The organism is Kitasatospora sp. NPDC059812 (assembly GCF_042732075.1).
In the GTDB taxonomy this organism is placed as follows: Bacteria; Actinomycetota; Actinomycetes; order Streptomycetales; family Streptomycetaceae; genus Kitasatospora.
Genome location: NZ_JBHWIO010000013.1, coordinates 88,527 through 106,405, shown reverse-complemented (window position 1 = coordinate 106,405; position 17,879 = coordinate 88,527). Strand labels below are relative to the sequence as shown.

At 71.9% G+C, this 17,879-nt stretch carries 13 protein-coding genes and 1 pseudogene; 6 read left to right on the top strand and 8 right to left on the bottom strand.

Translation table 11 applies throughout. From position 1 onward, the window contains the following. Positions 1–109 precede the first annotated feature (109 nt). The 4 genes and pseudogenes from ACFV6D_RS09945 to ACFV6D_RS09930 form a co-directional block, all read right to left on the bottom strand. The gene (locus ACFV6D_RS09945) at positions 110–1,000 is read right to left on the bottom strand and encodes a metal-dependent hydrolase (RefSeq protein ID WP_380559088.1); all 891 of its coding nucleotides are present in this window, start codon (positions 998–1,000) and stop codon (positions 110–112) included. A 125-nt stretch (positions 1,001–1,125) separates the two neighbouring features. Then, complete coding sequence (locus tag ACFV6D_RS09940; protein ID WP_159398472.1) at positions 1,126–2,163, bottom strand: Yip1 family protein; 1,038 nt, start codon at positions 2,161–2,163, stop codon at positions 1,126–1,128. 208 nt (positions 2,164–2,371) lie between these two features. Next, positions 2,372–3,445, bottom strand: a pseudogene (locus tag ACFV6D_RS09935) (sugar phosphate nucleotidyltransferase); the annotation flags it as partial. Positions 3,446–3,753: 308 nt separating this feature from the next. Next, positions 3,754–5,976 carry a (Fe-S)-binding protein gene (locus ACFV6D_RS09930; protein ID WP_380559086.1) on the bottom strand — a complete coding sequence of 741 codons (2,223 nt, stop codon included), beginning with the start codon at positions 5,974–5,976 and terminating at the stop codon, positions 3,754–3,756. Between the two features lie 341 nt (positions 5,977–6,317). Here ACFV6D_RS09930 and dnaK point away from each other — a divergent pair, with 341 nt between their 5' ends. The 6 genes from dnaK (at position 6,318) to ACFV6D_RS09900 (ending at position 13,077) form a co-directional block, all read left to right on the top strand. Then, a complete protein-coding gene (gene dnaK, locus ACFV6D_RS09925; RefSeq protein ID WP_063348543.1) occupies positions 6,318–8,150 on the top strand; it encodes a molecular chaperone DnaK in 1,833 nt (610 codons plus the stop codon). Further along, positions 8,147–8,782, top strand: coding sequence for a nucleotide exchange factor GrpE (gene grpE / locus ACFV6D_RS09920; RefSeq protein ID WP_063348542.1), 636 nt, complete (start codon positions 8,147–8,149; stop codon positions 8,780–8,782). Before dnaK ends, grpE begins: the two co-directional genes overlap by 4 nt. Positions 8,783–9,005: 223 nt before the next feature. Beyond that, positions 9,006–10,163 (top strand): molecular chaperone DnaJ, encoded by a 1,158-nt coding sequence (gene dnaJ / locus ACFV6D_RS09915; protein ID WP_363368337.1) that lies wholly within the window; start codon positions 9,006–9,008, stop codon positions 10,161–10,163. A 7-nt stretch (positions 10,164–10,170) separates the two neighbouring features. Then, a complete protein-coding gene (locus ACFV6D_RS09910) occupies positions 10,171–10,701 on the top strand; it encodes a heat shock protein transcriptional repressor HspR (RefSeq protein WP_380423341.1) in 531 nt (176 codons plus the stop codon). A gap of 194 nt (positions 10,702–10,895) precedes the next feature. Continuing rightward, positions 10,896–11,903 carry a helix-turn-helix domain-containing protein gene (locus ACFV6D_RS09905; RefSeq protein ID WP_063348540.1) on the top strand — a complete coding sequence of 336 codons (1,008 nt, stop codon included), beginning with the start codon at positions 10,896–10,898 and terminating at the stop codon, positions 11,901–11,903. A 547-nt stretch (positions 11,904–12,450) separates the two neighbouring features. Next, positions 12,451–13,077, top strand: coding sequence for a hypothetical protein (locus ACFV6D_RS09900; RefSeq protein WP_063348539.1), 627 nt, complete (start codon positions 12,451–12,453; stop codon positions 13,075–13,077). Positions 13,078–13,084: 7 nt separating this feature from the next. Here the strand turns inward: ACFV6D_RS09900 and ACFV6D_RS09895 are convergent, their stop codons facing one another. From ACFV6D_RS09895 to ACFV6D_RS09880, 4 genes are all read right to left on the bottom strand, one after another. Further along, positions 13,085–14,062: a LuxR C-terminal-related transcriptional regulator gene (locus ACFV6D_RS09895; RefSeq protein ID WP_380559084.1), complete on the bottom strand. Its 978-nt coding sequence runs from the start codon at positions 14,060–14,062 to the stop codon at positions 13,085–13,087. Beyond that, positions 14,062–15,066, bottom strand: a complete 1,005-nt coding sequence (locus tag ACFV6D_RS09890) for a LuxR C-terminal-related transcriptional regulator (RefSeq protein WP_380559082.1) — start codon at positions 15,064–15,066, stop codon at positions 14,062–14,064. Before ACFV6D_RS09890 ends, ACFV6D_RS09895 begins: the two co-directional genes overlap by 1 nt. Before the next feature lie 117 nt (positions 15,067–15,183). Beyond that, positions 15,184–16,173 (bottom strand): LuxR C-terminal-related transcriptional regulator, encoded by a 990-nt coding sequence (locus tag ACFV6D_RS09885; protein WP_063348536.1) that lies wholly within the window; start codon positions 16,171–16,173, stop codon positions 15,184–15,186. Between the two features lie 578 nt (positions 16,174–16,751). Then, entirely contained in the window at positions 16,752–17,873 is a 1,122-nt protein-coding gene (locus ACFV6D_RS09880; protein ID WP_380559080.1) for a TDT family transporter, read from the bottom strand. Positions 17,874–17,879 lie beyond the last annotated feature (6 nt).

The window sequence follows — 17,879 nt, the reverse complement described above, 5'->3', positions numbered from 1 at the left end:
GCGCGCCGCCGGGGGTGTGGGCGGCGGGGGAGGAGGCCGCCGCGCGGGGCGCGGACCTCGGCGCCCAGCGCGCGGGCGGGCGCCCCCCCCCGTCGCGTTTCCCGCGTGCTCAGGCCCGCTTGGGGCGGGTGACGGCGACCAGTTCGGTGCCGTCCTCGGAGAGCCGCAGTTCGGTGCGGAGTTCGGCGAGTTCGCCGAGGTGGTGCAGGTGGGTGCCGCCGCAGAAGATCTGCGCGCCGCCCTCGGGCAGCTCGCAGTGCCACTGGCGGCGGGCGGTGAGCTCGGGGCCGGGGACCTCGATGCGGACCGGGGCGTCGGCGGCGACCCAGGCGGCGAGCCGGGTGTTGACGGCCTCGGTGAGGGCGGGCAGGGCGTCGGCGAGGGCGGGGAGCTCGTCGGTGGCGTCTGCCGTGAAGCCCTTCTTCTTCAGCGACTTGCCGAGCCGGTAGGTGTCGGTGCTGGCCTCGGTGTCCATCACCGAGGTGGCCATCGCGAGGCTGTCGAAGTCGGGGTGGCCGAGGGCGTCGGAGCGGCCCGGGTCCTTGCGCCAGCGCGGCGCGAGGGCCTCGTTGAGGGCGAGGGCGAGCAGGTGGCAGCCGCTGTGCGAGGCGCTGAGGGCGGCCCGGCGGTCGGCGTCGACGGTGAGGACGGCGGTGCGCCCGACGAGGTCGCCGGGGTCGGTGTCGACGACGTGCAGGACCAGCCAGGACCACTCCTCGTCGCCGCGCCGGACCGGGATGTCGGCGCCGGCCAGCGGCGTTCCGCCGTCCGGGCCGACGGCGCCGGTGAGGCAGTCGACGACGGCCAGCTCGGTGCCGTCGACGGTGAGGGTGCCGAGGTCGGCGGGCTGGTCGGGCCAGGTGTGGTCGAGCGGGTGGAACGGGGTGGCCCCGGTCACGACGGCGTGCCGGCCGTCCCCCAGCGGGTGCACCGCGATCACCGTCGACTCGCCGGTCACCGCCCCGGCCGGGAAGCTGACGTGCGTGGTGGGGAGGGTCATTCCTGGCTCCGGTGACGTGGAACGGGTGAGGGAGTGAGGGGCGAGGGGGTGAAGGCTGAGGGGGTGAAGAGGGAGGACGGGCCCCGGCCTGACCGGGATCCGTCCACCATTGTGCCCTCCGGCCGTCAGCCCAGGGTCGGCAGCTTGATCAGCACCAGCAGTGCGAGCAGTTGCACCGCCGAGGCGGCGGCCGCCTTGCCCCAGGGCAGGTCGTGCACCCGCCGGACCATGCTGGTCAGCAGGTACGCGCAGAACGCCCAGGTGGCCCAGCCGGCGACCTGGACGACCGCGCTGCCCGAGGGCAGCACCAGGTCGAGCAGCAGCCGGGGCGCGTCCGTCAGCCAGCCGATCAGCGCGGCCAGGCCGACCGTCGACTTCCACGGGCCGTCCCCGCCGAGCTGGCGGGCCAGCGCGTAGGTGACACCGCCGAACAGCGCTCCGGCCACGGCGAAGCCGATCGCGGCGGCGGCGATGCCGGTCAGCGCGACGGTGAAGGTCGAGTCGACGATGTCGTCGTGGGTCAGGCCGATGCCGAGCACCGCGAGCGCGCCGTACAGCATCGAGACGGTGAGGGCGGGCAGCCAGACCTGGTGGTCGCGGGCGCGGTCGAAGGTCGCGGTGGGGGCGCGGAAGATGCCGATGAGCAGTTCGCGCCAGTGCGGGCGGGGCCCGGCGACGTGCGGGGCGGACTGGCCGCCGGCCCGGTAGACGGTGACGTTGTCCTGGCCGTACGGCGGCTGCTGCTGCGGCCCGTAGCCGTCCTGGCCGTAGCCGTCGCCCTGCGGGTGTCCGCCCTGGTCGTAGCCCTGGTCGTAGCCCTCGGCGCCGTACCCCGCCTGCGGGTACCCGGGGTGCCCGCCGTACTGGCCCTGGTCGTAGTACCCGTGGTGGGGCGGCTCCTGCGCGTACGGGTCGCCGGTCGGGAAGGCCCGGGTGCCGCCGGGCCGGTCGGCGGCGTACGGGTCGTAGCCGCCCTGCGGGCCCGGGGCGCCGGGGCCTCCGGGCGTGCCGTCGGGGCCGTCGGCCACGCCCCGGTGCGGGGCCGTGAAGTACTCCGGCCCGTCCGTCTGCCCGTGCCCCCCGGGCCCCGCCGGCGGCGGAGGGGGCGCCCACCCGCCGTGGGGGTCGGCGCCCTGCCCGCTGTCGTATCGATTACCAGCCACGCTCTGACGGTACCCGTCCGGCCCAATCCGCGTGGGGCCTGGACGGAGCCGGGGCCGGTTTGCAGCGAGCCTGAGACGAACGCGGCCGAAATCCTGCCGCCGACGGCGCCAGCGGCCCGGCCCGGCCCGGGTCCTACCGCTGCGCGCTGACCGAGGGCCCGTGCACCGCGGCGGCCGCGGCGGTGCCGGCCGGGCAGCCGCCCGGGCCGGCCGAGGTGCGGACCGCGCCGACCGGCAGCAGGGTGCCGCAGGCGATCCGGATGCCGTTCGGCAGCTCGTTGTCGGATTCGACGATCGCGCCGTCGCCGATCACCGCGCCGTCCAGCGCCGAGCGGGCGCCGACGGTGGCGAAGGCGCCCACGATGGAGTCCTTGACCAGGGTCTCCGGGCCGACCACCGCACCCGGCAGGATCACGCTGCCCTCGACGATCGCGCCGGCCTCGACCACCGCGTTCGCGGAGACCACGGTGCCGCCGCTGAGCACCGCGCCGGGGTGGACGGTGGCGCCGGGCAGCAGCAGGGCGTCGCCGGTCGGGCCGGGGACGGCCGGGGAGTCGACCTTGCCGAGCACCAGGTCGGCCGAGCCGCGGACGAACGCGGCCGGGGTGCCGAGGTCGAGCCAGTACGAGGTGTCGACGACGCCGCGCAGCAGCGCGCCGGTGGCCAGCAGCTCGGGGAAGGTCTCGCGTTCGACGGACACCTCGCGGCCGGCCGGGATGCGGTCGATGACGGACCGGGTGAAGACGTAGCAGCCGGCGTTGATCTGGTCGGTGACGATCTGCTCGGGCGTCTCCGGCTTCTCCAGGAACTCCAGCACCCGCCCGTTCGCGTCGGTCGGGACGAGGCCGAAGGCGCGCGGGTCCTCGACCCGGGTGAGGTGCAGGGTGACGTCGGCCCCGGCGGCCACGTGGCCGTCGCGCAGGGCGGCGATGTCGACGCCGGAGAGGATGTCGCCGTTGAAGACCAGCACGGGCTCGTCGGGGCCACAGGTCAGCCCGGACGCCGCGTTGCGGATCGCGCCGCCGGTGCCCAGCGGCTCGCGTTCGGTCAGGTAGACCAGCTCGATGCCGTACGGGGTGCCGTCCTGGAAGTGGTCCTCGAAGACCTCGGCCAGGTACGAGGTGGCCAGCACGACGCGGGTGACGCCGGCGGCGGCCGCGCGGGCCAGCTGGTGGGCGATGAAGGGGACGCCCGCCACCGGCAGCATGGGCTTGGGGGTGTGGGTGGTCAGCGGACGCAGTCGCGTGCCCTTACCACCGACCAGCATGATCGCCTCGGTCATGGTCTGCGCTGTTCCCCTTGTGCTCTGCGGCCCCGGCCCGGCGGGCCGATACCTCCGTCGGTGGTCTGGACCCGTCCGGCCGTCCGGAACGGGTCGACCGGCGCGAGGCCGGTCTGCCGCCTACTGTATTTCCTCCCAACGGGCGGACACTCAGGCGGCCGTGCGATTGGCACCACTCCCCTACGGGTCCCGCCCCGGATCCACCCCCGGTCCGGCCCGTCCCGGCCCCCCAAAAGCCCGGCCCGGCGGGCGCTCTCGCGGCGACCACCGGGCCGGGCAGTTGTAGCAGAACTGTCGAACAGAGGACGCTACGCGTCCACCGTCGCAGGCTCCTCGGCGCCGGCCTGCGGGGTCGCCTTCACCGAGTCGAGCAGCAGCTGGGCGACGTCGACCACCTTCAGGTGCTCCTTGGCGGCGCCCTCGTTCTTCTTGCCGTTGACCGAGTCGGAGAGCATCACCAGGCAGAACGGGCAGGCGGTGGAGACGATGTCCGGGTTGAGGGACAGCGCCTCGTCCACGCGCTCGGTGTTGATCCGCTTGCCGATGCGCTCCTCCATCCACATCCGGGCACCGCCGGCGCCGCAGCAGAAGCCGCGCTCCTTGTGCCGGTGCATCTCCTGCTGGCGCAGACCGGGGACCTTGTCCATGATCTCGCGCGGCGGGCTGTAGACCTTGTTGTGGCGGCCCAGGTAGCAGGGGTCGTGGTAGGTGATCAGGCCCTCGACCGGGTTGACCGGGACGAGCTTGCCCTCGTCGATCAGGTGCTGCAGCAGCTGGGTGTGGTGGATGACCTCGAAGTGGCCGCCCAGCTGCGGGTACTCGTTGGCGATGGTGTTGAAGCAGTGCGGGCAGGTGGCGACGATCCGCTTGACCGGCGCGTCCTCCAGGGCCGCGTTCAGCGTCTCGACGTTCTGCGCGCCGAGCATCTGGAAGAGGAACTCGTTGCCCAGCCGGCGGGCGGAGTCACCGGTGCAGGACTCCTCCTTGCCGAGGATGGCGAACTTCACGCCCGCGGTGTGCAGCAGTTCGGCGAAGGCCTTGGTGGTCTTCTTGGCGCGGTCCTCCAGGGCGCCCGCGCAGCCGACCCAGTAGAGGTACTCGACCTCGGCGGGGTCGATGTCCTCGCCGATCACCGGCACCTCGATGCCGGTCTCCTTCTTGAGCTCCTTGACCCAGTCCAGGCGGGCCTTGGTGGCCATGCCCCACGGGTTGCCCTTGTTCTCCAGGTTCTTGAGCATCGTCCCGGCCTCGGTCGGGAACGAGGACTCGATCATCACCTGGTAGCGGCGCATGTCGACGATGTGGTCGATGTGCTCGATGTCCACCGGGCACTGCTCGACGCAGGCGCCGCAGGTGGTGCAGGACCACAGGACGTCCGGGTCGATGACGCCGTTCTCCTCCGCGGTGCCGATCAGCGGGCGCTCGGCCTCGGCCAGGGCGGCCGCCGGGACGTCCTTGAGCTGCTCGGCGGTGGCCTTCTCCTCGCCCTCCATGTCCTTGCCGCCACCGGCCAGCAGGTAGGGCGCCTTGCCGAAGGCGTGCTCGCGCAGGCTCATGATCAGCAGCTTCGGCGAGAGCGGCTTGCCGGTGTTCCAGGCCGGGCACTGCGACTGGCAGCGGCCGCACTCGGTGCAGGTGGAGAAGTCGAGGATGCCCTTCCAGGAGAAGTGCTCGACCTGGGAGACGCCGAAGACGGCGTCGTCGGCCGGGTCCTCGAAGTCGATCGGCTGGCCGCCGCTGGTCATCGGGCGCAGGGCGCCGAGCGCGGTGCCGCCGTCCTCCTCGCGCTTGAAGTAGATGTTGAAGAAGCCGAGGAAGCGGTGCCAGGCCACGCCCATCGAGGGGTTGATGCCGATGGTGGTCGCCCACGCGAACGAGATGCAGATCTTCAGCATCGCGAAGAGGTAGATCAGGTTCTCCAGCGTGCCGTGCGACAGGCCGCTGAGGGCGGAGACCAGCGGGTACGACACCAGGTGCTCGGGCCCGTACGAGTCGACGCCGTTGAGGGCGCCCTCCAGGGCGCGCAGCATCAGGATGCACAGGCCGATGCCGAGGATCGTGTACTCGACGTAGAAGGCCTGCCAGGCGATCGAGCCGGCGAAGCGGGACTTGCGGCCGGACCGGGACGGCAGGCTGAGCAGCCGGATCACGATCAGCGTCGCGATGCCCAGCGTGGTGAGGGTGCCGACGAGCTCGACGAAGAGCTGCCAGAGCATCCAGTGGCCGATGATCGGCAGCGCGAACTCGGCGTCGAAGAGCTGGCCGAAGGCGTTGACGATGGTCAGCACCAGGCTGAAGAAGCCGACGGCGACGAACCAGTGGGCGATGCCCACGATCCCCCAGCGGTTCATCCGGGTGTGGCCGATGAACTCGACCGCGACGGTCCTCACCCGCTGGGCGGGCCGGCCGAAGCGGGTGGGGTCCGGCTGGCCGGTCCGCACCACTTTGTAGATGTACAGCGCCGCACGGGCGGCGAGCGCGGTGCCGATCACGAATGTGACCAGCGAGATGACGATCGCTGCTAGCTGCATCGGCTCTCCGTCTCCTGCGGCTTGCTGTTGAGCGGTCTTTGAACGGTCTTGCGTGGAACGAATTGTACTCGTCGGTAACTTGCCGGGCCGACGGCCCGGACATTACCGCCCGCCACCAGTCCTCCAGAAGGTTCCCAAGCTATGGCGGCAGTCACGTGGCACCACACGCGCCACGGCCATGACCACGGCCACGACCGAGGCCACGGGCAGTCGCCGCGGCCGCGGGGGGGGCGGACCGCTCAGCAAAGTTGAGCGGCAGCGACTCATCCCTGTTGACGGCACCCACCCGGTCGTGCATCCTTGAGCCTGTAAAGCTCAACTCTTCCGTGGAGGTATTTACGATGGCACGCGCGGTCGGCATCGACCTCGGTACGACGAACTCGGTCGTCAGCGTTCTGGAGGGTGGCGAGCCCACCGTCATCACGAACGCCGAGGGCGCGCGGACCACGCCGTCCGTCGTCGCTTTCGCGAAGAACGGCGAGGTCCTGGTCGGCGAGGTGGCCAAGCGTCAGGCGGTCACCAACGTCGACCGCACCATCCGCTCGGTCAAGCGCCACATGGGCACCGGGTGGAAGATCAACCTGGACGGCAAGGACTTCAACCCGCAGCAGATCAGCGCCTTCGTGCTGCAGAAGCTGAAGCGGGACGCCGAGGCCTACCTGGGTGAGACCGTCACCGACGCCGTCATCACCGTCCCGGCGTACTTCTCCGACTCCGAGCGCCAGGCCACCAAGGAGGCCGGTGAGATCGCGGGCCTCAACGTCCTGCGCATCGTCAACGAGCCGACCGCGGCCGCCCTGGCCTACGGCCTCGACAAGGACGACCAGACCATTCTGGTCTTCGACCTCGGCGGCGGCACCTTCGACGTCTCCCTGCTGGAGATCGGCGACGGGGTCGTCGAGGTGAAGGCCACCAACGGTGACAACCACCTCGGTGGTGACGACTGGGACCAGAAGGTCGTCGACCACCTGGTCAAGGTCTTCCAGGCCGGCCACGGCGTCGACCTGTCCAAGGACAAGATGGCCCTGCAGCGTCTGCGCGAGGCCGCCGAGAAGGCCAAGATCGAGCTGTCCTCGTCCTCCGAGACCTCGATCAACCTGCCCTACATCACGGCCTCCGCCGAGGGCCCGCTGCACCTGGACGAGAAGCTCACCCGCGCCCAGTTCCAGCAGCTCACCTCCGACCTGCTGGAGCGCTGCAAGGTCCCGTTCCACAACGTGATCAAGGACGCCGGCATCTCGCTCTCCGAGATCGACCACGTCGTCCTGGTCGGCGGCTCGACCCGTATGCCCGCCGTCGCCGAGCTCGTCCGCGAGCTGACCGGCGGCAAGGACGCCAACAAGGGCGTCAACCCGGACGAGGTCGTCGCCATCGGCGCCGCGCTCCAGGCCGGTGTCCTCAAGGGCGAGGTCAAGGACGTCCTGCTGCTCGACGTCACCCCGCTGTCCCTCGGCATCGAGACCAAGGGCGGCATCATGACCAAGCTGATCGAGCGCAACACCACGATCCCGACCAAGCGCTCCGAGATCTTCACCACGGCCGAGGACAACCAGCCGTCCGTGCAGATCCAGGTCTACCAGGGCGAGCGCGAGATCGCGGCGTACAACAAGAAGCTGGGCATGTTCGAGCTGACCGGCCTGCCGCCGGCGCCGCGCGGCCTGCCGCAGATCGAGGTCACCTTCGACATCGACGCCAACGGCATCATGCACGTCGGCGCGAAGGACCTCGGCACCGGCAAGGAGCAGAAGATGACCGTCACCGGCGGCTCCGCGCTGCCGAAGGACGACATCGAGCGCATGATGCGCGAGGCCGAGCAGTACGCGGAGGAGGACCACAAGCGCCGCGAGTCCGTCGAGACCCGCAACTCCGCCGAGCAGCTCGTCTACTCGACCGAGAAGTTCATCGCGGACAACACCGACAAGCTCCCCGCCGACGTCAAGGCCGAGGTCGAGACCGCCATCGGCGAGCTCAAGGAGGCCCTGAAGGGCGAGGACATCGCGAAGATCCGCGAAGCCTCGGAGAAGGTCTCCACCACCGCGCAGAAGCTCGGCCAGGCGCTGTACGCCAACGCCGACGCCGCCGCCCCGGCCGGCGAGTCCGCCCAGGCCAAGGACGACGACGTCGTCGACGCCGAGATCGTGGACGACGAGAAGCCCAAGGGCGGTGCGGCATGACGGACAAGCCGCAGGGCGGCAAGCCCGGCGACGACTCCGCCGCCGACGAGGCTGTGATCAAGGCCGCCGAGGAGGCCGCCGCAGCCGGCGCCGCCGACTCCGGCTCCGGTGCTGGCTCCGACGAACTCGCCACTGCCAAGCGGGAGTCGGCCGAGCGCACCGCCGACCTGCAGCGTCTGCAGGCCGAGTACCAGAACTACCGCAAGCGGGTCGAGCGCGACCGGCTGACGGTCCGCGAGATCGCGGTCTCCAACATCCTGGAGTCCCTGATCCCGGTGCTCGACGACATCGGCCGCGCCCGCGAGCACGGCGAGGTCACCGGCGGCTTCAAGTCCGTCGCCGAGTCCCTGGAGACGGTCGTCGCCAAGCTGGGCCTCCAGCAGTTCGGTAAGGAGGGCGAGCCCTTCGACCCGACCATGCACGAGGCGCTGATGCACAGCTACTCCTCGGACGTCACCGAGGACACCTGCGTGCAGATCCTCCAGCCCGGCTACCGCATCGGCGAGCGGATCATCCGCCCCGCCATGGTCGCCGTCGCGGAGCCCCAGCCGGGCACCCAGACCACGGCCGCGCCCGACGGCGAGGCGAAGTCCGGGGACGCGGACAAGTCCGACGGTGGTTCGGACAGCTGACAACCTGTGACAGCTGACAACCAGTGCGCTGCGGAGTCGTACGCCGGCCAGAACGGCGGCCGACTCCGCAGCGCGCTGTCAACAGCGCCCGGTGGAGCGGCTGTTGACAGCGCAGCGAGGATGGACATCGGGAGGTGGCGGCAGCTATGAGCAAGCGCAGCGAGCGAATCGTTGAAAGGCGCGTGTTGCGCGGAGCAGCTGCCGAGCGGAGCGAGGTGGACGCATGAGTGGCAAGGACTACGTGGAGAAGGACTACTACAAGGTCCTCGGCGTGCCCAAGGACGCCACCGCCGCCGAGATCAAGAAGACCTACCGCAAGCTCGCGCGCGAGTTCCACCCGGACGCCAACAAGGGCGACGCCAAGGCCGAGGACCGCTTCAAGGACATCTCCGAGGCCTACGACGTCCTGTCCGACGAGAAGCGCCGCAAGGAGTACGACGAGGCCCGCAGCCTCTTCGCCAACGGCGGCTTCCGGGCCGGCGGCCCCGGCCAGGGCAACGGCAGCTACAGCTTCGACTTCGGCGACCTCTTCAGCGGCAGCCAGAACACCGGCAGCGGCGGGCTCGGCGACGTCTTCGGCGGACTCTTCAACCGCAGCGGCGGCCGGCAGGCCCAGCCCCGGCGCGGCGCCGACGTCGAGACCGAGGTGACCCTCGCCTTCGACGAGGCCGTCGACGGTGCGACCGTCCCGCTGCGGATGACCAGCCAGGCCCCCTGCCGCACCTGCAACGGCACCGGCGCCAAGTCCGGCACCACCCCGCGGGTCTGCCCGACCTGCGTCGGCGCCGGCACCGTCAGCCGCGGCCAGGGCGCGTTCGCGCTCTCCGAGCCGTGCAAGGACTGCCGCGGGCGCGGCATGATCGTCGACGACCCGTGCGTCGACTGCCACGGCAGCGGCCGGGCCAGCTCCGCCCACACCATGCAGGTCCGTATCCCGGCCGGCGTCCAGGACGCCCAGCGCATCCGGCTCAAGGGCAAGGGCGCCCAGGGCGAACGCGGCGGACAGCCCGGCGACCTCTACGTCACCGTGCACGTCGACCCGCACCCCGTCTTCGGGCGCAAGGGGGACAACCTCACCGTCACCGTCCCCGTCACCTTCCCCGAAGCCACCCTCGGCGCCACCATCGAGGTGCCCACGCTGAACGGGCCGGCCGTGAAGCTGAAGCTGCCCCCCGGCAGCGCCAACGGCCTCACCATGCGCGCCCGCGGCAAGGGCGCCACCCGCAAGGACGGCACCCGCGGCGACCTCCTCGTCACCGTCGAGGTCGTGGTGCCGCGGCACATCACCGGGGACGCGCTGAACGCCCTGGAGCAGTACCGCGAGGCCACCGCCTCCGACGACCCGCGAGCCGCCCTGTTCCGGGCGGCGAAGGGAGCGTGATGACCAGATGATCCCCAACAGTCCCATCGGCCCCGGCATCGGTGAAGGCCTGCCCGGCGTCGGCGTCGGCGACGGCCTGCCGGGCGACGGCCGCCGCACCCGGCGGCCCACCGCCCCGCCGCAGTACGTCCTCACCGAGGACACCCCGGTGTACGTCATCTCCGTCGCCGCCGAGCTCTCCGGCCTGCACCCGCAGACCCTCCGCCAGTACGACCGCCTCGGTCTGGTCAGCCCCGACCGCACCGCCGGCCGGGGCCGCCGCTACTCCGCGCGCGACATCCAGCAGTTGCGCGAGGTCCAGCGGCTCTCCCAGGACGAGGGCATCAACCTGGCCGGCATCAAGCGGATCATCGAGCTGGAGAACCAGGTCACCGCGCTCCAGTCCCGCATCGGCGAACTGGTCGACTCCCTCGACGGCGCCACCAGCGCCCTCCAGCAGCGCGAGGCCGCCGTCCACGCCTCCTACCGCCGCGACCTCGTCCCCTACCAGCCGCCCACCCAGTCCAGCGCCCTGGTCGTCTGGCGCCCCAAGCGCTGAGACTTGGCTGAACACCTCCGGCCGCCGGCTCCCCTCCGCCCGGGGGGTGCCGGCGGCTTGATCGTGGTGAGAGAGTGCTGTCGAACAAATCTGGCCGCCCTCACCGATGCCACCCGATCTGGCATGCTGCACTGCGATTCCGGTATTGGTGCCCGGCAGGTAGTGCAGACACGGCCACGGCAAGGAGCCCGCAGATGAGTGGACGAGAACAGCCCGGTACCGCCGCGATTGGGCCCTCCGTCCTCTCGAAAGAAGCGCGGGAGTTGTATCTGGCGGTCATCCGCGAGAACGGGCGGTTTCCGAAGGACTCCGACCTCGCCAAGGCGGGCGGGGCCCAGGAGGAGTTGGTGGCGATAGGCCTTCTGGTCGCCGACACCGACGAACCCGGTGTCCTCGTCGCGGTCGACCCTCAGCAGCTGTCCGAGAGCCTCTCCGTGACCTGGCAGCGCCAGGCACTCGACCTGCTCACCCGCGCGTCGGCCCTCGCCACCGATCTCCACGACCTGACGGCCGCCTACCACTCACCGGAGCAGGCCGGCGGCGCGATCGAGTACGTGCGGGGAAAGGTGCTGATCAACCAGCGGGTGCAGCAGATCGTCGCCAGCGCCTCGGAGGAGATCCTCGCCGCCCAACCCGGCGGGCCGCGCCCGTCCGAGGCGCTCACCGGCATCCTCGCCCGCGACCTCGAAGCCCTCCGCCTGGGCATCACGCTCAGGACGATCTACCACCCGAGCACCCGGTACCACGCTCCCACCAGGGAGTACGTGGCCACGATAACCAAGGCCGGCGGACGGTTCCGGACGCTGGAGGAGCCCTACACGCGATTGATCGTCATCGATCGCCGAATCGCGGTCATCCCCATCGCCGAGGACCTCAATCTGGCCGCCTTCGTGCACGACCGGGCCGTCATCAGCTACCTGATCAGCGAGATCTTCGAGCGGAACTGGAGCCGGGCGCTGGACTTCGACGGCGCGCGCGCCGTTCCGCAGCAGGTGGTCTCCGGGATGCGGCAGACGATCATCGACCTCATGCTCGAAGGCGTGAACCACCGGGTGATCGCCCGCAGACTCGGCATCAGCGAACGGACGCTCGCGCGGCACCTGGCCGAGATGCGCGACGAGCACAATGTCGAGTCGCTGTTCCAACTCGGGTACGCATTGGCCCGGAACAGCATTCCGACCGACTCCGACAGCTATCACTGACCAAGCGTCGCGGCGGTCTCAGTTCCAGATCGTGTCATTGGCCAGCGCCATGGTCTGAGGCGCTGCCGCATCGTGGGAAACCCCGATGTTCCAGATCGTGTCGTCAGCCGGGCTCGAACCGCTCCCGATGAAAAGCGCCAGACCCACAACGACTGGAACCAGGACAAATCGCACCACCCGGCGTATCCGAGACATGGTGCCCCCTCTCTTTGTTTAAGACTTGGCGCGGGTACCCAGCCATTGTTTCGAACAACCTGCCACATAATGCCGCAAGCCCATGCCGGAAGCCAGGGGGCCTGCTACCCCAGTGCGTCATCTCTCTGCCAGGCATCGAGATGACACCACGGCTCTGTGGACGGTGGCGACGGTCGACAGAGACGATCAGTGCACTCCCCAACCCCTCTCGCGGGAGGGGGAAGACGGGGACACCACAAACAACATGTCCATGACTAGTTCGTTTCGACCACAACGAATGCACAGCAGCATTCCGATAGTCACCACCCAACGGGGCGATCGGCCTGGTTGGCACCTATCCCCGGAGTCGACAATGAGTGAGCCCTACCTGCGAGAGCACGCCGGACAGACCCCCGAGGGCCGGCGTGCGCGTGTGTTCCTGGCCGCGCCGCTGATGCGGCTGACCGGGCCCGCGGACAGTGTGGTGACGCTCGCCAGCCGGACGCGGCTGACGACGCTCCGCACCACCCTGCTCCGCAGCGGTGCCGCCGTGTACAGCGCGCACCACAGTGATGCCTGGACCGTCGCCGGGCAGGCGCCGGAGCCCCGGGTGCCGTCCGACTTCCGGGCCCTGCAGTCCGCGGACCTCGTGTTCGCCTACGTCGGGGCACCGCTGTCGGCCGGGGTGAGCCTGGAGCTGGGGTGGGCGTCGGCGCTGCGGAAGCCGATCGTCCTCCTCGTCGACGAGGCCATCACGCACAACCCGCTGATCGCCACCATCGAGCAGGTCGCCCCCGTTCTGCCGCTGGTCTTCGACGACACCTGGTCGCAGGAGGCCCTCAACCACACCGTGGAGACCGCGCTCGACTGGGCCGGCATGGCGCTGTCCCTGCGCGAGGGCTTCTGGACCGCCCCCGGTGAGCAGTTCAACGTCCCCCGGCAGCAGCCCCCCGTCGTCGGCCGGGCCGGCTACTGGCCGACCAGCGCCGCCACCGGCTGACCAGCGCTCACCCATCGGGCTCCCCCGTCCGGGCTCCCCGCAGCTGCCAGCCCAGCTGGAACAGCGTCTCCGCGTCGTGCAGTTCGCGCAGCCGGGCGATGTGGCCGGCCACCGTCCGCTCGCTGAGACCGAGGCGGCCGGCGATGGCGCGCTGGGTGAGGCCCTGGGCGAGGAGCCGGCCGACCTGCTCGTGGGCCGTCGACTCGGGAGCGGACGCCTGGTCGGGGTTCCAGAGGAGGCGGCCGGAGCGGACCCAGTCCCGTTCGAACACGGCCAGGAAATGGTCGACGGTCGCCGGATCCTCGATGAAGGTCGCGCTCCGGAGGTCGTCGGCGGACTGGAGCACGGCGATCCGGCGGTCGAAGATGTGCAGGTGGCGGAACGGCTCGGCCAGGACCCGGAAGCGGGCGCCCAGTTCGGTGCCGCGGGCGGTGTGGTCGGCGGTCGCCTGGTCCCGGACGGCGCCGGGTGCGTAGATCACCCGGATCCGGCCGCCCCGGCCGCAGAACCGGCCGATCCGTTCCAGGGCGTCCTCCAACTGGTGGGCGTGGCGGGGCCGGCCGGGCTGGGCGACGAGGATCTCCTGGCGGCAGTCCGCCTCCACCTCGGCGAATCGCCGGATGACCGCGCCGAGGCCCTGGACGTGATGCACCGTACCGGCACGGTCGGTCGGGCGCGGGGCCGTGTCGTAGGCCTTGGTCAGGTCGTCGAGGGCCTGCGGGAGTTGCGCGGCCTGGACCAGCAGCCGGGTGCCCTCGGCCCGGAGCTCGGCACTGATCCGGTCGCCGACCGTACGCGGGTTGACGGCGGTGCAGACGTCGGATTCGGGCCGGGCGAGCAGCAGCCCGAGCGCGAGCAGGTGTTCCAGGGCCGGCCGGTCGGCGGCGGCCACCTCGGCCCGGTCGATCCAGCCGCCGTGCCGGAGGATGCGCAGGTACAGGTCGTGTGCGGCCTGGTCGGGCCGCCCGGTGCCGCGCCCGTGCATCACGGCACCCGCCGACGGGCGGCGTCGGCCGCCGACCGGAGCTGCCAGCCGAGCTGGAAGAGCGTCTCGGCGTCGTGCAGTTCGCGCAGCCGGGCGATGTGGCCGGCCACCGTGCGTTCGCTCAGGCCGAGGCGGGTGGCGATGGCGCGCTGGGTGAGGCCCTGGGCGAGGAAACGGCCGACCTGGTCGGGCAGGGAGTCGGCCGGCTCGGGGGCTTCCGGGCCACGGGCCCAGCGGACCCGGGCGGCGCGCTGCCAGTCGCGCTCGAAGGCGTCGGCCATGAAGTCGACCACCACCGGGTCCTCGACGAAGGCCGCGCGGCTGTTGTCGGACGCGGCGGGGATGACGGCCACCTTCCGGTCGTAGATCAGGACCCGCCGGAACGGCTCGCCCAGCACCCGGTACCGGCAGCCGACCTCGGCGGCCGCGGCGGCGAAGGCTGCGGTCGCCGGGTCGGCGGCCGCCGCCGGCTCGTAGATGCCCCGGACGGTGCCGCCGCGCTCGGCGAGTCGCCGCATCCGGTCGAGGGCGTCCGGGAGCCCCTCGACGGGCCGGGCCCCGCCGGGCTGGGCGGCCAGCATCTCCTGCGAGCACTCGGCGTCGAGTTGGGCCAGGCGCAGGCGGATCTGTTCGAAGCCGTGCACGTACGTGACCTCGACGGAGCACTCGGGGTGGCGCGGCGTGACGTCGAAGGCCTGCGCCAACTCGGCGAACTGCTCGGGCGTTTCGTCCGCCCTGGCCAGCAATTCGCCACCCGTGGACCGCAGTTCGGACCCGATTCGGCCGATGACGACACGCGGGTTCACCGCGGCGTAGGCCGCGTCCTCGACCCTCGGGACGACCAGTCCGAGGTCGAGCAACCGCTCCAGGACCGGTTCGTCACCCGGAGGCAGGTCGGCCGCCCGGAGGATGCCGCCGTTGCCGACGACGGCGAGGTACAGCGCCCGAGCGGCGTCGTCGGGCAGCGGAGAGTCGGGCAGGGGGCAGGTCGACGGGTCGGTCATGGGGCTCCCCCCGGAGCTGCCGGCCGAGGTGGAAGAGGGTCGGGGCGACCGCCGTTGCGGACGGCGGTGAGGTGGACGGCGGTGAGGTGGAGGGCGGGCCGCTCTGCGGGGCCGGGTTCATCGGTCATCGCGGGCGCCTCTCATCAGCCAGCCGAGTTGGAAGAGGGTCTGGGCTCCGTGGCGGTCGCGGAGGCGGGAGATGTGGGCGGCGACGGTGCGTTCGCTGAGGCCGAGGCGGGTGGCGACGGCGCGCTGGGTGAGGCCGCGGGCGAGGAGGCGGCCGATCCGGTCGGGGACGGTGCGGGTGGGGCCGAGGGTGGCGGCGGTGTCGGCGGTTTCGGCGCGGGCCCAGTCGCGTTCGAAGGCGCCGACCAGGAAGGTGATGGCGGCCGGGTCAGTGATGAAGGCGGCGGTGCTGTTGTCGTCGTTGGCGGAGATCACGGCGACGGCGCGGTCGAAGACGAGCAGCCGCTGGAACGGCTCGTCGAGCACCCGGATGAGGGAGCCGTGCCGGGTGACCTCCTCGACGTAGGCGAGGGCGGGCGGGTCGGCGAGGGCGACGGGCTGGTAGATGGTGCGCAGGGAGCAGCCGCGCTGGAGCAGGTGGACGTCCTGGAGGAGGGCGACCTGCAGGGTGCCGGCGGGGCGGTGGCCGGGTTGGGCGGCGAGGACTTCGGAGCGGCAGTCGGAGGCGAGCTGGGAGATCCGCTGGCGGATGTGGACGTGGCCCTCGACGTGGACGGCGCCGCCGGCCCGGCCGGAGGGCCGGGGCATCGCGTCGTAGGCGCGGGTGAGGCCGTCGAGGGCGCCGGGGAGGTTCTCGGCGCGGACCAGCAGCCTGGTCGCCTCGCTGCGGAGTTCGGCGCCCAGGCGGTCGGTGACGGAGCGTGGGCTGATGGCGGTGTAGCAGTGGTCCATCGGGTTGGCGATGAGCAGGCCGAGGTCGACGAGCTGCTGGAGCGCGGCCTGGTCGGCGTCCGGGGTGTCGGCGAACGGGATGCGTCCGCCCCGGGCGAGGATCGCCAGGTAGAACTGCCGGGCGGCCTCGTCGGGCTCCTCGCCCGGGGGCTGTCCGTGCTGCGGCGCGACCGCCGGTTCCACCGTCACGTCGCACACTCCCTGCCGGACGCTTCTCCCTCGTTGCCGCCGTCGCGCCGTCCGGCGCGGGGCTCGGCGGTCACGGTACCGGGCTGACGGCGGCCTCCGGGGTCCGGGTGCCGTCGCACTCCGGGGGGCCCGGGGGCCACCGTCGCTACGCCCATGCCCAGGCGCTTCCGTCGAGGCGGAGCAGCAACGCCTCGACGGCTCCGGTTCCGGGGGCCATCACCACACATGGCGCCCCGACCGGCGCTCTTCCCCCCCGTTTCACGCGTGCGGGACGTTGCACCCGTGGTCAGTTTCGAAGAGCAAGTCGCCACCATCGGGCTGCGGTGCCCGGTCGGCCTGGCGTGACTCCACCCTCACAGTGTGACGGCCGGTGAACAAGTGTCGCCCGAGTGCAGGTTCGCGCAATTGCAGCTATCTGCACGGCGGGTGGGGCGGGCGGGGTCGAGCGGCAGGACGGGTTCCGGTAAAGGCCGAGGCCAGCGGGGCTCGCGGGGGGCACCCGCCCGTACGGTCGGTCGGCCACGCGCGGTCGGGCCGCGGGTGCGGGTTCCTGCAACGGCGGCGTGCGGCGGGAATCGTCAGGCACGCGCCAGCAGCCGTCCGCGGGCGAGCCCGGCGGTGGTCCCGCCGGCGGCGAGCACCCAGGCGGTGGCCAGCAGCAGGTAGAGCCCGGTGGCGATCGCGGTGAAGCCGCCGAACCCGGTGTGCCGGGCGAGCGCGGAGGCGCCGGTGACGCAGGTGCCGATCGGGAAGGTGTACGCCCACCAGGTCATCGCGAACGGCATGCCGGCCCGGCGGGCGCGCAGGTTGGCGGTGAGCGCGACGGCCAGCCAGAGCATCGCGACGCCGAGCACCGCGACGCCGTACAGCTCGGCGAAGGGGAGCATGGCGGGGGCCAGCGCGGGCAGCACCGGGCGGGCGGCGTCGGCGAGTTGGTGGACGGCGGTGACGGACTGGCCGAGCGGGCCGAGCACCAGGAACAGCGAGGGGGTGAGCACCAGGGTGGGCAGCTTGCTGTGGAACAGCCCGGTGAAGACCACCGGCAGCAGCACCAGGGTGGCCAGCAGGCCGATCCCGAAGAGGGCCCAGCAGGCGTACAGCATGGTCTGCTGCGCCAGCCCGGCCGGCAGGTGCGGGATGAGGGCCGGGCCGGTGGCGGAGGCGACCAGCGGGGCGACCACCGGCAGCAGCCAGGTCGGGTTGGCCTCCAGGGCGGAGACCGGGTGCCGGGTGATCATCAGGTACGGGATGCCGCCGGCGACGGCCAGCGCGTACAGGGTGCCGACGCCCCACAGCACGGCGTCGACGGCGACCGCGGGGCCGGTGCCGATCACCCGGGAGCCGAGCAGCAGGGTGCCGAGGCCGACCGAGAGCAGGGCCATCGGCGGGCAGCCGTAGAAGACGGCGGTGGCCGGGTTGTCCAGCAGCTGGGTGCGGGCGGCCTCGCGGTGCCGGGTGAGGTGGACCAGCCGGGCCGCGCCCAGCACCAGCAGGGCCGCGAGTCCGAGCGCCCACATCACCTCGCCGAAGCCGATCAGCCCGGGCAGCCGCAGCGGCAGGACGGCCGCGCCGTTGCCCAGGATCGCGGTGCCCATGACGGCGGCGTACCAGTTGGGGCCGAGCTGGGCGAGGTCGAGGCGGGCACGCAGCGAGGAACGGGAGGGGCGGGTGAGCGGGCGGGCATCGGCCAAGGTGGACATGGTTCC

Coding starts and splice junctions, on each gene's coding strand:
- ACFV6D_RS09890 (WP_380559082.1), bottom strand. CDS start 15,066: ATGACCGACCCGTCGACCTGCCCCCTGCCCGACTCTCCGCTGCCCGAC.
- ACFV6D_RS09880 (WP_380559080.1), bottom strand. CDS start 17,873: ATGTCCACCTTGGCCGATGCCCGCCCGCTCACCCGCCCCTCCCGTTCC.
- dnaK (WP_063348543.1), top strand. CDS start 6,318: ATGGCACGCGCGGTCGGCATCGACCTCGGTACGACGAACTCGGTCGTC.
- ACFV6D_RS09910 (WP_380423341.1), top strand. CDS start 10,171: ATGATCCCCAACAGTCCCATCGGCCCCGGCATCGGTGAAGGCCTGCCC.
- grpE (WP_063348542.1), top strand. CDS start 8,147: ATGACGGACAAGCCGCAGGGCGGCAAGCCCGGCGACGACTCCGCCGCC.
- ACFV6D_RS09895 (WP_380559084.1), bottom strand. CDS start 14,062: ATGCACGGGCGCGGCACCGGGCGGCCCGACCAGGCCGCACACGACCTG.
- dnaJ (WP_363368337.1), top strand. CDS start 9,006: ATGAGTGGCAAGGACTACGTGGAGAAGGACTACTACAAGGTCCTCGGC.
- ACFV6D_RS09930 (WP_380559086.1), bottom strand. CDS start 5,976: ATGCAGCTAGCAGCGATCGTCATCTCGCTGGTCACATTCGTGATCGGC.
- ACFV6D_RS09945 (WP_380559088.1), bottom strand. CDS start 1,000: ATGACCCTCCCCACCACGCACGTCAGCTTCCCGGCCGGGGCGGTGACC.
- ACFV6D_RS09905 (WP_063348540.1), top strand. CDS start 10,896: ATGAGTGGACGAGAACAGCCCGGTACCGCCGCGATTGGGCCCTCCGTC.
- ACFV6D_RS09900 (WP_063348539.1), top strand. CDS start 12,451: ATGAGTGAGCCCTACCTGCGAGAGCACGCCGGACAGACCCCCGAGGGC.